The sequence below is a fragment of the Fibrobacter sp. UWH1 genome (assembly GCF_002210365.1).
GTDB lineage: Bacteria > Fibrobacterota > Fibrobacteria > Fibrobacterales > Fibrobacteraceae > Fibrobacter.
This window is the reverse complement of record NZ_MWQG01000004.1, coordinates 1-12,312: the sequence shown is the minus strand read 5'-3', so window position 1 is coordinate 12,312 and position 12,312 is coordinate 1. Positions and strand designations below refer to the sequence as shown.

At 50.0% G+C, this 12,312-nt stretch carries 13 protein-coding genes; 11 read left to right on the top strand and 2 right to left on the bottom strand.

Going from position 1 to position 12,312, the window contains the following annotated elements:
• From B7992_RS02780 to hisB, 7 genes are all read left to right on the top strand, one after another.
• Entirely contained in the window at positions 1-807 is an 807-nt protein-coding gene (locus B7992_RS02780) for a metal ABC transporter permease (RefSeq protein WP_073234024.1), read from the top strand.
• A 10-nt stretch (positions 808-817) separates the two neighbouring features.
• Positions 818-1,936: a hypothetical protein gene (locus B7992_RS02775; protein WP_073156224.1), complete on the top strand. Its 1,119-nt coding sequence runs from the start codon at positions 818-820 to the stop codon at positions 1,934-1,936.
• 73 nt (positions 1,937-2,009) lie between these two features.
• A complete protein-coding gene (locus B7992_RS02770) occupies positions 2,010-2,828 on the top strand; it encodes a S41 family peptidase (RefSeq protein ID WP_073156227.1) in 819 nt (272 codons plus the stop codon).
• 171 nt (positions 2,829-2,999) lie between these two features.
• On the top strand, positions 3,000-5,420 hold the full coding sequence (locus B7992_RS02765) for a putative LPS assembly protein LptD (protein WP_254794846.1): 2,421 nt from the start codon (positions 3,000-3,002) through the stop codon (positions 5,418-5,420).
• Between the two features lie 17 nt (positions 5,421-5,437).
• A complete protein-coding gene (locus B7992_RS02760) occupies positions 5,438-6,007 on the top strand; it encodes a nucleoside triphosphate pyrophosphatase (protein WP_073156231.1) in 570 nt (189 codons plus the stop codon).
• Positions 6,008-6,015: 8 nt separating this feature from the next.
• The gene (locus B7992_RS02755; RefSeq protein WP_073156234.1) at positions 6,016-7,002 is read left to right on the top strand and encodes a RodZ family helix-turn-helix domain-containing protein; all 987 of its coding nucleotides are present in this window, start codon (positions 6,016-6,018) and stop codon (positions 7,000-7,002) included.
• A gap of 9 nt (positions 7,003-7,011) precedes the next feature.
• A complete protein-coding gene (gene hisB / locus B7992_RS02750; protein WP_073156236.1) occupies positions 7,012-7,596 on the top strand; it encodes an imidazoleglycerol-phosphate dehydratase HisB in 585 nt (194 codons plus the stop codon).
• Positions 7,597-7,753: 157 nt separating this feature from the next.
• Here the strand turns inward: hisB and B7992_RS02745 are convergent, their stop codons facing one another.
• Positions 7,754-8,371, bottom strand: a complete 618-nt coding sequence (locus B7992_RS02745) for a hypothetical protein (RefSeq protein ID WP_249269325.1) — start codon at positions 8,369-8,371, stop codon at positions 7,754-7,756.
• Positions 8,372-8,461: 90 nt separating this feature from the next.
• On the opposite strand from B7992_RS02745, the gene B7992_RS02740 reads away from it, so the two are divergent.
• Together B7992_RS02740 and B7992_RS02735 are read left to right on the top strand one after the other, a co-directional pair.
• Complete coding sequence (locus B7992_RS02740) at positions 8,462-8,761, top strand: type B 50S ribosomal protein L31 (RefSeq protein WP_073156242.1); 300 nt, start codon at positions 8,462-8,464, stop codon at positions 8,759-8,761.
• Positions 8,762-8,856: 95 nt separating this feature from the next.
• Positions 8,857-9,711: a hypothetical protein gene (locus tag B7992_RS02735; protein ID WP_073156244.1), complete on the top strand. Its 855-nt coding sequence runs from the start codon at positions 8,857-8,859 to the stop codon at positions 9,709-9,711.
• A 238-nt stretch (positions 9,712-9,949) separates the two neighbouring features.
• On the opposite strand, the gene B7992_RS02730 is transcribed toward B7992_RS02735, so the two are convergent.
• Complete coding sequence (locus B7992_RS02730) at positions 9,950-10,678, bottom strand: DUF2334 domain-containing protein (protein ID WP_073156318.1); 729 nt, start codon at positions 10,676-10,678, stop codon at positions 9,950-9,952.
• Between the two features lie 33 nt (positions 10,679-10,711).
• Here B7992_RS02730 and B7992_RS02725 point away from each other — a divergent pair, with 33 nt between their 5' ends.
• Positions 10,712-11,563: an undecaprenyl-diphosphate phosphatase gene (locus B7992_RS02725; RefSeq protein WP_073156321.1), complete on the top strand. Its 852-nt coding sequence runs from the start codon at positions 10,712-10,714 to the stop codon at positions 11,561-11,563.
• Positions 11,564-11,598: 35 nt separating this feature from the next.
• Positions 11,599-12,099 carry a hypothetical protein gene (locus B7992_RS02720; RefSeq protein ID WP_176421825.1) on the top strand — a complete coding sequence of 167 codons (501 nt, stop codon included), beginning with the start codon at positions 11,599-11,601 and terminating at the stop codon, positions 12,097-12,099.
• Positions 12,100-12,312 lie beyond the last annotated feature (213 nt).

The following is a 12,312-nucleotide window of genomic DNA, read 5'->3' as shown; positions in this document are numbered from 1 at the left end:
ATGCTTGAACTTTTGTCGATGGAGTTTATGCAGAACGCCTTGGTGGCGGCAGTCCTGGTGGCTGTGGCTTGCGGCGTCATGGGAACTTTTGTGGTGGTGAACCGCCTGACTTCCTTGGCAGGGGGCGTGGCTCATGCCTCTTTTGGCGGCGTGGGTCTGGCGGCTCTACTTGGATTCTCTCCTATGCTGGGCTCCCTGGGTTTTGCGGTGGCCTGTGCCATGCTCATGGGCATTCTCACCTGGCGAGACCGAAAGAACTCCGATACCTTTATTGGCGTCATCTGGGCTGGCGGTATGGCCCTGGGCGTGATCCTCACGGACTTGACTCCCGGTTACAGTGGCGAAATGATGAGTTTTCTGTTCGGTAGTCTTCTGACGGTACCTTCGGAACTGCTGTATTGGATGGTGGCACTCCTTGTGGTGATTCTTGTGGCCGTGGTGGTCAACTTCCGGAAGTTCCTGGCCATCTCCTACGATCCTGAATTTGCCCGGGTGCAGGGATTGCCTGTGCTGACTTACTATATGGCCCTGATTGCGCTGATTGCCTTGACTGTGGTTATTGCGGTGCAGGCTGTGGGCATGATTCTTGTGATTGCCCTGCTGACCATTCCCGCCTATATTGCGGAATGCTACGCCAAGAACCTGGCCCAGATGATGGTCATGTCGGTGGTGTTTTCGCTGGTCCTTGTGGTGACCGGGCTTATGTTGGCCTGCCAGTTGAACTTTGTGGTGGGGCCGACAATCATTGCCTGTGGCGTCCTTGTTTACGCGCTTCACTTTGCCGTAAAGAAATTGCGTAGGGCTTAAGGAGTTCTAAATGAAAAAGTCAAGTCTGTTTTTTGCTCTGTTGGTGGCTCATTGTTCGCTGTTCATTGCGGCTGCGGTGGCCTTTCCGGAACCTGCTTCCCGTAACGGCTTCAGCAACATGACCGTCAAGACCGAGTATTCCGAATTGCTGCAAGAGAAGAATGCCCGCAACGATTCCCTGTTGCCGGCCCTGGATGGCGACAAGGCTTTTGCCGAAGTGCTCCGCCTGAATCCTAACTTCTGGAGCCTGGGCGGTATGATGGATAAGGAAGCCTCCCTGGTGACCAAGCTGAACGCCCGTGTGATCTACATTGACGGTATCCGCGAAGAACCTTTCTGTAACCTGGACAAGAACTCCGGCAGTTCCGCCGGCGAATGGAATGTGAGCATTGGCGTGGACTTTGTGTCTGGCGGTTCCAATACGGTTCATATCCACGTGCAGCAGTGCCTTGACTACGTTCGCGACCAGCTGGGCTATGCCGTCAAGAAGGGCGACAAGGTGGTGGTGATTCCGCCCAAGAAGGTGCTGGATAAAATCAAGGAAAGCGAGATTCCCGATGCCATCGATATCGATATGCAGCAGACCTTGCTGAAGGCCCACGAAGATGTGAACATTTCTGGCAAGTGCCCCAAGGATATCGACGCCTACATCATTCTTCGCAATGTGTATGAACAGGTAAAGAACTTCAAGATGGATTATGTTGTCATTAACGACCAGCTGAACAAGCAACGCAACGGCGCCGGCCGTGTGCAGTCCTGTTCCTTTAGCCGTGAATGGAACAAGAAGTATCAGGAAAGCGCCAGCTTTGAATGCGACATCGACCATGACAAGTGTGTTTACCGTCAGGAAAACGATGGCGACACGGAATGGTCCATCAACTACGAGAAAGACCGCTTCGAATATATCAACGACACCTTCCTTTTCTTTGACCTGAATCCCAAGAGCATCCATAAGGGTGGCAAAATGCTGGACCTGCGACTGCTCCGTCTATCCAGTTCGCTGTACCTGGAAGCTTACCTAAACTCCAAGGGGGAACCTGTTACCCTGGGTCTGGTGATCGTTCCTGGCGAAAAGACCATGGATGATTACGATGATGGCGAAGAAGAAGAGGGGATGATGATGGAATAGCCCTAGGTGCTGTTGACCATCCAAGTAGTTTTTTATATATATCTGTAGAGAAAGTTTAATCAAGGAGAATTTTATGAAGAGTGTTATCAAGGCTTCTTTGTTTGCTGCCGCATTCGGTATGGCAGCCTCTTCCGCTTTCGCCGAAAGTGAATCTTTCGGTGGTATTGGCGTTACCATTTATCAGCTCCGCGATGGTGTTAAGGTTGCCGAAGTGATTCCGGGAACCCCCGCTGCCGAAACCAAGCTCCAGGCCGGTGATGTGATTACTGCTGTAGACGGTGTCAGCCTGAAGGGTCAGGACATTGAATTTTCTAAGGAACAGCTCCGCGGTCAGGTGAACAAGCCTCTTGAAATCACCTATATCAGCGAAGGCGAAACCTATACCGCTACCATCCGCCGTGCCCAGATTACCGTTAAGGATCTGGACTCCAAGAACGTAGAAGCCTGGTATGGCAACAAGACTGAATTCGAAGCTGCCGAATTGGAAACCTACGCCAGCGCAAGTCAGTCCGACAAGCAGCTGGTGGCCGTGCTGAAGCATGGTAATGCCATCGGTTCCGGCGAAAAGGTAAACGCCACCAACCTGAACGGCATCTATGTAGAAAAGGCAAACGAATTTGCTCCCAAGGTCAAGGCTTCTACCGGCAAGGTTGGCTCTGCTGCCTTGAAGGGCTTTACCCGCTCTGCAATCAGCTTCAATGTTAAGTCTGAAGGTACTGCCAACATTACCATCATGAATGCCGATGGTGCCGAAGTGGCCCGCCTCCAGGAAAACGTGGTGAAGGGCTTCAACACCGTGAAGTGGAATGGCGAAGCTACCCCGGCTGGCCGTTACATGGTGACCATCGAACTGAATGGTTCTGTAAGCGGTAAGAATGCCGTGCTGAAGTAATTTCGGCTTAGACAAACTGCTTTTATACAAATTAACAATAAAAGTCTGCGGTAATTCGCAGGCTTTTTTCATATCGTAAAAAAATTCTTTTTTTCCATTATTCTAAATTTCCCCGCCGAAGTGATTTTATCTAGAACCCATAGGCACTTTAGTGCAATTCTGTGGGCTGTTTTGTTGTTTTTGACAGCCTTGGCTCCTGCCGTGTTCGGTCAGGAGTTGACCCGCTTTGAACTGGAGGAGCGGGAACAGGTGGAAGAAGACACCACAGAAGTGGATTGGATGAATGATACCACAGGGACGGATACCATTGAGTATCGAGCCGTGGACCTGGAATATAATGTGGAAACGGCAACGTTCAACTTGAACAACAGCGCCCAGTTGAAGTATAGGACGGCCACCCTGGATGCAGACACCATCATGTTCGACCAGGAAAATGCGGTGCTTATGGCCAGCGGCGATCCGGTGCTGAGGGAGACCAAGAATCCCTCCTTGTCGGGTATGCGGTTGAAGTACAACATGAAGAGCCGCATCGGTGAAATCTATTACGCTACGACATACCAGGATAACCAGCAGCTGAACGGCATGGAAGTGAGACGTTTGCCCGACCAGCGAATTCAGATTGCCCGTGGCGACTTTAGTACCTGTAACGATTCCACGCACCAGCACTTCTATTTCTATGGACGTCGAATGGTGGTGAAACCCAAGGAAACCATTACTGCCCGACCGGTGGTGCTGAACATTGCCGACGTGCCTGTGGCCGTACTCCCAATGATTGTGGCTCCCCTGAAGAGTGGCCGTAAATCCGGTATTCTGACTCCTAAGTTCGGTGGCGACCAGAAGCAGGGCTACTACATGAGTAACCTGGGTTTCTACTACGCGCCCAACGACTACTGGGATGCCACGGTGAAGGGCGATATTATTGAAGGTGAAGAAGCAAGATTTGAACGTTCAACCTTGACCGGGGAAGTCCGATACAGGAAGCGTTATGTGCTGGATGGAAACATCTCCTATACGTCTTACCTGGAAGAGTTTGACTTTGGAAATAGCGGCTACGATATCCGCTTCAGTCATAATCAGAACTTGACGCCCGATGGCAAGCACACCTTGAGCGGTTCCGGCTCCTTCGTCAGTAGCCAGAGTGTCCGTAAGGATAACGCCCTGGATGCCGAAACAATCTTGAACCAGCAGGCCAACGCCCAGTTGACTTACTCCGGAAAATTCGGAACCAACAAGAGCTTGACGGTAAAGGCTAGCCAACAGCACAACTTGGTGACGGACCTTATGGAACGTCAGATTCCTGACGTGCAGTACCGCATGAGCGGCCAGCTTTTCGAGTTCGAAGTCGACGAAGACGAAATCGCTGCCGAAGATGGATCTATCCAGTCGTACCTGGAGAAGTTTAACTATAGCTTTAACAACCGCTTTAACTACTACACCCGCAGGGCCCAGGATACCATCAACGAGACGGATACGACGGCTCAGTATGTGGGTTACACGGGAACTTATTCTTTAGACTATTCCGGTCATCTTTTCGACGTAATCAACCTGACGCCTCGCGCCACCTTCACGGGTTATTGGACGGGTACGGGCTGGATCAATCCCGAAGATTCCCTGAAGTACCGCAAGCGTTATCTGTTGGATCCCGAACACGATGACTACGGTCAGTTCGCCTACAATCACAATTACAGCATTACTGCCGATACGAAACTCTATGGTATCTGGGTTCCCGAAATTGGGCGGTTTACCGGTGTGCGTCATGTGCTTTCTCCCAGCGTTTCTTACACTTACGCTCCTGAAATCGATACGGTCAAGAAGTTCGCTCCTCATCCGTTGCTGGGGCAGACTCCCTATCAGACTAAGCAGAAAACGGTTGGCTTTGGCCTGAATAATGACTTTGACATTAAGTACTTGAAGGTGGCTGGCTACAAGCCCGATACTTCAAAGGGCGATACCGCCAAGGCTGTTGAAGATCAGTATGGTACCCGTCGTCTCTTGACGACTCGCCATAACGTGTCCTACAACTTTGCCGCAGATTCCCTGAACTTCTCGGATATTACGTCTAGCTTTGGCTTCCAGATTCTGCCGGATTACCTGTTTACCATCAATACCCGTCACAGTTTCTATCACAAGTATACCGAGGAACCTAATAAGGTCCAGGTGCCTGAGTTGACTTACTGGGGTTATGACTTCTCCAAGCATTTTAGCTGGAGTGGTGAATTCAACGGTGGTCTTCCGTCGCAGATGGAAAAGTATGAAATGCTGAAATGGACTTTTGGCCTCGATTACAGTTATTCCTTTAGCAGTAGCCGAGTCTCTAGGGATTTGTTCCAGGATCAGGTGACCCATTCTACAGGCATTAGCGCAAGCCTTCAGCCGACGCGTAACTGGGAAATGACTTATAGCACCCGTTACAACTATAACGAAGGCCGCTTTGTGACCCATAGCTTTACCTTTAACCGTGTACTGCATTGCTGGCAACTTGACTTTAGCTGGACTCCCACGGGACCTGCGGCTGGATGGAGCTTCTCCATTTATGTGCGTGATTTGCCTGACCTGAAGCTGAATGCCGGTAGTACGGAAACGTCAAAATAACTGTTTGGTAAGTTTATATGAAAAGTCAGATTGTGCTAGGTAGCGGTTCTCCCCGCCGTTCTGAAATTCTGAAGCTGATCGGTGTAGATTTTCGTGTGGTGGTTTCCAACGAAGAGGAAAATCCCAAGTCTACCAATCCTCTGGAATTCCCCAGGGAAAATGCGACCATCAAGGCCCTTGCGGTTTCCCGTATGGAAAGGGGGGCGGTGGTGCTTGGCTTTGATACTTTGGTGTTCCTTGATGGGGTTCCTCTTGGAAAGCCGAAGAGCGAGGCGGATGCTCTTGATATGTTGTCAAAGTTGAACGGTCGTGGCCATAAGGTGATTACCGGGGTGGCTATCGCTCGTGATGGAAAACTTCTTGCGGCATCTGAAGAGGAAACAGAGGTTGTTTTTAGAAACAACACATTACAAGAGCTTCAAGAATATGTAAATTCTAGAGACCCTATGGATAAGGCTGGTGCTTATGGTATTCAGACTGCAGGCGCCCGACTTATACAAGGTATTAACGGATGTTATTACAACGTTGTGGGTCTGCCTGTGGCGCGGACCTTGCAGATGTTGAGTGATTTGAAGGTTGAGGTGTAGAGAAGTCTATGAACGTTGAAGAAAAGAGACCTGAAGAACGTCTGGGCGAATATATTGCGCGAGTTCGTGAATCTCGCGGCATGTCTGTTGAAGAGCTTTCCGCAGCTACCAAGGTGGCTGTGTCTTATGTGAAGTCTATTGAAGCCGGCGACTGGAAGGCTTTCCCGGTGGCTGCCTATGTACGCGGTTATTTGAATTCCATTAGCGTTAAGTTGAATTTGGATTCCGCCCAGGTTTTGTCTAGCTATGCTGCCGAAAGCGGTGCCAAGCTGAGCAATGATTTTGCCGATGTTTCTGACGGAAAGAGAATTGCTCCGGTGACTGAAGCGGAAACCAGGAAAAAGAGTAAGGCCGTGCCTATCGCTATTCTTTTGCTCGTACTGGCATTCCTAGTCGCCTCTCGTTTCCTTGATTTGGAAGCTCTTGCCGAGCAGGCTTCTTCTCCGGCACCGGCTACTGCAGTCGTGGTTGAAGACACCACCGATTCTCAGGAAATTCCTGATGGTGCCGAGGTGATTCCCGCTGATTCCCTGCAGAAGGATTCCGCTGCTGTTGATTCTACCGAAAAGACAAATGTTGTAAGTCAGGCTGTTGTTGACGAAGCTGTAAAGAAGTCTGACCTGCCCGCCTCTGCAACCATCTTTATCTCTTCTGATTCCAAGACTGATTCGGCTAAGGTTGAAGAGACCGCTGCAGAAGAAGCTAAGGCCCCCAAGACCAAGAAGACCAACTTCCTGCTGGTGGGTTCCGGTGAATCCCTTTCCTGGGTTGGCCTCAAGCGTCGTGAAAGCGATAACGCCTTCCTGAAGGAAGCCAACATTTCCCGCGCCGGTGTCAAGATGGTCTACAATACTACTGATACCTTGTGCGTTACCATTGGCGATCCCAAGGCTATTGCCAAGATGTATCTGAATGGCGTTGAAACGGCCCTGCCCGAAATGAAGTTCGGCCGCGTGACCCGTTTCCGCGTGTTTGGTGGCAGAATCGTAAAGTAAAGGATTCCTATGCGTACTTCCTCTATTTCTAGAAAGACTAACGAAACTGACATCACCTTGACTTTGAACCTGGACGATTGCACCCACGGCAAGATTAGTTCCGGTAATGGCTTCCTGGATCACATGCTGAATCTGTTCCAGTGCCATGGTGGTTTCCACCTGGATTTGACCTGCAAGGGTGACGTCGAAGTGGACATGCACCACAGCATGGAAGATATCGCCATTGTTCTTGGTCAGGCTCTGGTTGAATGCCTGGGCGACAAGAAGGGTATTGAACGCTATGGTTTTTACTTTGTTCCCATGGACGAAGCATTGAGCCGCGTTTGCATTGACTTTAGCAACCGCATCGGTTTCGTGTGGAATGTGAAGCTCCCTGGTCCTACCGCCGGTGGTATCGAAGCTAGCATGTTCGAACATTTCTTCAAGAGTCTTGCCGAAAATGCTCGTATGAATCTGCATGTGGAACTGTTCTATGGTAACGACAACCACCATTGCCTCGAAAGCATCTTCAAGGCATTTGCCCGTTCCGTGGCTATGGCTGTGGCTCCCTCTCGCAACGTGAAAGGCGTCCCCAGTTCCAAGGGCGTGCTGTAAGAGAGCAAAGAACTAAAAGATTAAAGCAAAGAAGGCTTGCGGCATTCGCCCGCAAGCCTTCTATGAATTAATAAGCCAGGCGCCTCCGGCGCGACTATAAAAACTCATAGCTCACAACTGAAAACTCACCGCTGAAAGGAGCCGCAGGCTCCGCCCTCTAAATCTTCGGGACTCTGACTTTGTCGCCTGCGTTCAGGTGTTCCAATGCGACGCCTGCGTTTACTGACTGCAGGGCCGAAAGTACGTAGAAGCGGGGGAGGTTCTGGACTCCGGCACCATAGGTCTTCTTGAGAAGCTTGAACAAATCGTCGCCGTCGGCTGCGGTAACGGTCTTGTAAAGGCTGGAGTTAGACGGGTCGGACTGCAACTTGGAGAGGGCTTCGCTGAACTTGTTGGCGAAGTTCTCGGCGCCGGCGCTCTGGCTATTGGCGAAGACGTTGTTGTTCTTCTTGGCGGAATTCTTGGCAACCTGGTTTGCGAAACCCTTTTTGGGTTCCTTCTTGCCGGTGACTGAACCTGGCAACTGGAACACGGGAGCCTTGAAAGTGTTCATGGAAATGTTGGCTTCGGCCTCTTTTTTCTGTTTGACCGGCTCCTGTGACAGGATTTCTTCCAGGTTAGCGATGTATGTGCTGTCGGGCCACTCCACTAGGGGCATCTTCTGGTTAATGACGATGATTTTGGCGATGGGGGTGTCATTTCCGCAGGCAACCATGTTTGCGGTTACGAAAAAGGCGGATCCAGCCAGCAAAATACCTGTAAAAAATCGTTTCATGGGTTCAAAAATACTAATTTCCCTTGCCAAAATGGCGAAAAACATCTAAATTTAGGTTCTCTAAACAACTACTTCACAGGAAGTTATACAATGAAAGAAGGTATCCACCCTAACTATCAACCGGTCGTGTTCGTCGATGCGAATACGGGTAAAGAATATATCACCCGCTCCACGAAGTCTTCCGCCGAAAAGAAGACTATCGATGGTGTAGAGTACAGTGTGATCTCTCTCGAAATTACTGCAGATACCCATCCGTTCTGGACTGGTAAGCAGCATCGCGTGGATACCGCTGGCCGTATCGATCGCTTCAACAAGCGTTTCGCCGGCAACATCACTGGTGCAAAGCGCAAGACTCGCAAGGCAGAACGCCCGGCAGCTGACGCTGAATAATTGGACTTGTTCCGCTGCCTCCCTTCCAAACAAAGGGAGGCTTTTTTAATTTTGCAGCACCATAAGATTTATCAATAAACTCAACTAGGATTGTTATGAAGAAGCAACTCACAATTTGCGCCGCTGCTCTCATTGCCATGGCAATGACCGGTTGCGAAAAGACTGGCACCATCGAAGGTGTTGTCCTTGATCCGTTTACTGGCAAGGCTATCGAAATGCCCACCGTTTGGATGGACTCTACCATCTACGGTACCCAGAATCCCAAGTATCCGTACAAGGGTGAACTGAAGGAAGGTAAGTTCAAGTTTGAAAAGGTTCCCGTTGGCAGCTACCTGATCAAGGCTCGTCGTTCTAAGTACATCCTCGGCCAGCAGCGCATTGCTACCGCCGACGAAAACCCGAACATTTCCGTGACCCTGTATGAATACAGCGATCAGGTTAAGCCGGGTCTGTACAAGACTGGTACCACCGAAGGTCCCGAAAAGATTGAAAACCAGTGGGTGATCTACTCTACCACCTGTAACGAATCTGTTGCTGGTTATCGTCTGACCATGCCCATCGATACCGATGCTGGCAAGGTTCCTGGCAAGAAGGACAAGAAGAAGAAGCCGGCTAAGGCTGTTAAGGTTTCTAACCTTCCCGCTCCGTTGGCCATGGGCAGCGCACTTGACGTTTACTATGTGAACGCAAGCTCCGTTACCTCTCCGCTGGTTGCTACTGCTTTCGCCGCTGTTGAAGGCAAGATTGCTGACCACGCTGACTGTAAGGGTTTTGGCGCCGACGAAAAGAACGGTCTCTTTGTTGACAAGTCCAAGAGCACTGCTCTGACTGTTGAATACAAGGCTGAAAACTTGTTCGAAGTCAAGGGCAACCTGCCCGCAGGCAAGCAGATCATCCAGCTGTCTCAGGACGGCAAGACTCTGCAGACCTACTACTTCGAAGTCAAGTAATCGTAAACCGAGCGTCGCGCGAGCACTTGTGTTCGCATGACCGAGGTGCAGATTACTGCACTCGTAGAGTGCAAGTAGTCTAATCTGACTTTGAGCCCTGTAACCGTCTAGGTTGCAGGGCTTTTTTCGTTTCTGAAGTGTCCAAGAAATGCCCAGGAAGTGCCCAATTTGGGTTTAGGCAGAAGAAAAAGGTGGCTTTGCAAGCCACCTTCTTTACGTTATATTTTTTAATAAAAAATTAGAGGTTCTCGTATCGCGTTAAAACCCGTCCATTTCCTAGAGCGGCTCGGATCAAGTGCTTTATACGGGCTTGGTGAGTTGGGAAGTCTGTGGGGTGCAACGCAATTCGCAAAATTCCGGCGGGAATCTTTGTGAAAAATTCGCCTAGGTTGAACATGGGGTTTACGGCAAAGTCGGGGATGCCTGCAAAGCTTGCCACGGGGGAGGCGTAGCGCTTGCCCTTCTTGTTGGTCAAGGAAAATCGGTCTTCGTAGAGCATGCCTTCGCCGCGGACCTGCAGGTGTAGGTACTTGTTGCTCCACCAGGTGGGCGGCACGAAAGCGATCGGTTTGGTCGGGGTGCCCGACGCGGTTTCAAATAGATTGTTCCATGCGGCGAGGCCTTGTTGCAGAAGTCTGCTGGATTCAAATTCGCTCAGACCGGCAAATTCCGCCTCGCGGTTGGTCATGGACATGGCGGCAAGACCGGCGTAGCTTCTGCCCTGGCTGAATTCGGCCTTATGCTTAAAGCCGTGGAGGGCAAGCTCGAAGCCTTCGTCTTTTAGTTGGGCGAGTGCTGCCTTGAAGCCTGCGGTTGCGGGCTCTTCTGCGTTTTCGGTGTCGGGAATGACCAGTACGCTGAATGGGGCGCCGACGAATTCCTTTAAGTCTTCTAGAATCGGCATGACGGTCTGGTAGTTCCAGACGCTAAAATCGTGAAAGCACAGAAGAAATTTTTTTGCGGCCATGGCTCTAAGATAATAAAAACTATATTTCCGTCCATGATTGAATCTATCATTTTAGGCCTGTTGCAGGGCCTCGCAGAATTTCTCCCTATCTCTAGTTCGGGTCACCTGGTTCTCGGCAAGGAATTGCTGGGCATGGAAGAAGCGGGCATGTTCTTTGACATCATGCTTCACGCAGGAACTCTCCTTTCCATTTTCGTTGTGTTCCGCAAGAAGATTGTGGACATGATCGTAGGTTGCATCCGCCGCGACAAGACTCAGTTGAAGGAAGTGGGTTACATCGTGCTGGCCTCCATTCCTACTGCTATTATCGGCATCGGTTTCAAGAAGCCTCTGGAAAGCCTGTTTGAAAATCCCCGCGCCGTTTGCTGCGCCTTGCTGGTGACAGCTACCTTGCTGTTCGTTTCCCAGTGGGGCAAGACCGGCAGTAAGCATCCGGAGTGCGAAGGCGTCCAGATGAACTGGTGGCGCGCTCTGGTGACCGGCGTGGTTCAGGGAATCGCCTGCATCCCGGGTATCAGCCGTAGCGGTTCTACCATCAGCGGCATGATTTTCCTGGGTGTCAACCGTAAGTATGCCGGCGAGTTCAGCTTCCTCATGAGCATCCCCGCCGTAGGTGGCGCAGCCCTTCTTGATGTGATCAAGTGGGTGAAGTGCCAGGATCCCGAAACCGTAGCACGCTATGCTATCGAAAAGCCCGAAAAGGCCTTGGCCTGCGCCGATGCCAGCGGCTTTACTCCGGAACTTCTGGTGGGCATGATTGTTGCCTTCATCTTCGGCATTATCGCCCTGAAGTGGCTCATGGCTTTTGTACAGAAGGGTAAGTTCCACTACTTCAGCTACTACCTGTGGGCTGCCGGTATCTTGGGATTGATTTTCATTAAGTAGGCTCGAGGCTCCAGGTTCGAGGCTCCAGGTTGCCTATGAAAACGGGTTTGATTCTTTTTCTTCTAGTCCTTTGTTTTGCTTCATCGATATTCGCCAATGAGAAAGACTCGCTTGTAACGATGGATGGTAGAACCTATAGGGTTGTTCCCTACGATTCCTCGGGTGTGTATGAACAGTTGATTTATGAAGAAGAGAAACAGATTACTTCTATCGGTAGTACTGTTGCTGGGACGCTAGGTTTGTCCCTTTCTCTTATAGGCTTGTGTGGAGTTTATCTTGTCGTAACCTTCGATTACGATGGAGAAGGTTACAATGCTGGAGCGTTGCTTATCCCGTTTGCTATAGTTGGTATTCCGTTGTTTTCGTACAATCTTTACTATTGGATAAAGGAGCCTGGCCATGTCCGAAGACGTGACGAACTCCAGAGACAATATGATGATTACAAGAAAAGACGAGAAGGTGCAAAAATATCTGCATTGCCATTTCTGGATTTCATAAACGATAAGGTTGGAATTGTAGGAATGATTTCCTTTTAATGGCTAAAAGAAGGATCGCTTCGACGGTCTTTTTTTTTGTGATGAAAATAGAATTAGTCAAAACTCGTACAGAAAATCAAAAAATATTTGATTATCTGTACTGAAACTGACTATATTTAATGCAGGAAGTCAGTATGGATTTGAAAAACTTAAAAAATTGACCTTCCCTAAAAAAGGTTGACACTTTTGGGGTGTTTTTACTGACCGAGTTGA

Excerpts from the sequence above, each read along its gene's own strand:
- B7992_RS02780 (WP_073234024.1), top strand. The coding sequence starts at position 1 with ATGCTTGAACTTTTGTCGATGGAGTTTATGCAGAACGCCTTGGTGGCG.
- B7992_RS02775 (WP_073156224.1), top strand. The coding sequence starts at position 818 with ATGAAAAAGTCAAGTCTGTTTTTTGCTCTGTTGGTGGCTCATTGTTCG.
- B7992_RS02770 (WP_073156227.1), top strand. The coding sequence starts at position 2,010 with ATGAAGAGTGTTATCAAGGCTTCTTTGTTTGCTGCCGCATTCGGTATG.
- B7992_RS02760 (WP_073156231.1), top strand. The coding sequence starts at position 5,438 with ATGAAAAGTCAGATTGTGCTAGGTAGCGGTTCTCCCCGCCGTTCTGAA.
- B7992_RS02755 (WP_073156234.1), top strand. The coding sequence starts at position 6,016 with ATGAACGTTGAAGAAAAGAGACCTGAAGAACGTCTGGGCGAATATATT.
- hisB (WP_073156236.1), top strand. The coding sequence starts at position 7,012 with ATGCGTACTTCCTCTATTTCTAGAAAGACTAACGAAACTGACATCACC.
- B7992_RS02745 (WP_249269325.1), bottom strand. The coding sequence starts at position 8,371 with ATGAAACGATTTTTTACAGGTATTTTGCTGGCTGGATCCGCCTTTTTC.
- B7992_RS02740 (WP_073156242.1), top strand. The coding sequence starts at position 8,462 with ATGAAAGAAGGTATCCACCCTAACTATCAACCGGTCGTGTTCGTCGAT.
- B7992_RS02735 (WP_073156244.1), top strand. The coding sequence starts at position 8,857 with ATGAAGAAGCAACTCACAATTTGCGCCGCTGCTCTCATTGCCATGGCA.
- B7992_RS02730 (WP_073156318.1), bottom strand. The coding sequence starts at position 10,678 with ATGGCCGCAAAAAAATTTCTTCTGTGCTTTCACGATTTTAGCGTCTGG.
- B7992_RS02725 (WP_073156321.1), top strand. The coding sequence starts at position 10,712 with ATGATTGAATCTATCATTTTAGGCCTGTTGCAGGGCCTCGCAGAATTT.
- B7992_RS02720 (WP_176421825.1), top strand. The coding sequence starts at position 11,599 with ATGAAAACGGGTTTGATTCTTTTTCTTCTAGTCCTTTGTTTTGCTTCA.